The sequence below is a fragment of the Caballeronia sp. LZ003 genome, from assembly GCF_031451465.1.
GTDB lineage: Bacteria > Pseudomonadota > Gammaproteobacteria > Burkholderiales > Burkholderiaceae > Caballeronia.
Window position 1 is genome coordinate 1 of record NZ_JARUXJ010000078.1, and the last position, 929, is coordinate 929.

General features: G+C 59.6%; 1 pseudogene. It reads left to right on the forward strand.

Features of this window, described 5'->3' with window-relative positions:
- Positions 1-929, forward strand: a pseudogene (locus QCE79_RS33040) (hypothetical protein); the annotation flags it as partial.

A 929-nucleotide genomic window follows, 5' to 3' on the forward strand; every position in this document is an offset into this window, starting at 1 on the left:
AACCGCGTTCAGAAAGTGATATCGGCGACCGGCGGGCGCGTCGGCGGCGATCAATGGATGGAGTTTATTCAGCGCGGCGGCGTGGCCGCCAAGTCGCTTTCCAAAGATGCGTTCTTCTATCAGATGGAGCCGCTCATTCAGGAGATGCGCGGCAGCGCCGGTAAGGGCCTCATGTCGGGCTACCAGAACTTGATCGAGGGGCGCACGACCGTACGCGCCGCGCGCAAGCTGATGAATCTCGGACTGCTCGATTCCAAAAAAGTCGAATACGACAAGAACGGCCACGTCAAGGCATTCGCCGATGGAGCGCTGCTCAATTCGGAACAGTTCAAGTCCTCGCCCTATGAGTGGATGAAGGAGACGTTGCTACCAGCGCTTGCGAAGAAAGGGATCACCGACGAGAAAGCGATCGTCAGCACGATCGGCTCGATGTTCACGAACTCGACCGCCTCGAACTTGTTCACCACGATGTTCTTGCAACGCAATCAGATTGCAAAGAACGAGCGCCAGAACAAGGTGGCGGCGGACATTGATACGCTGAGCGGCATTGCGCAGGAGCAAACGAGCGGCAAAGAGCTTGCCGCAATGGCCAAGCTGCGTGACCTCAAAAATGAGATTGGTCAGCGCGTCACGCCGCTGTATAACGCAGGGCTCGACAAAACGCGCTCGCTAGCCGAACGGTTGCTCACCGTGGTCAAAGCGCATCCGGGCGCGGCGAAGGCCGTCATTACCGTGTTAGCGGTATTCGCCGCGCTACTTGCCGTGTGCGGGACGTTGACGATTGCTTTGGCGGCCATCCTTGGGCCGCTCGCGTTGCTGCGTTTTAGCATGGCGGTGCTCGGCATGAAGGGCGGTCTCTTGACGCGAGGGCTGGGGCTTGCCGTCGGCGCGTTTCGGATGTTTGGCTCTGCCGCCATGTTCGCCGGGCG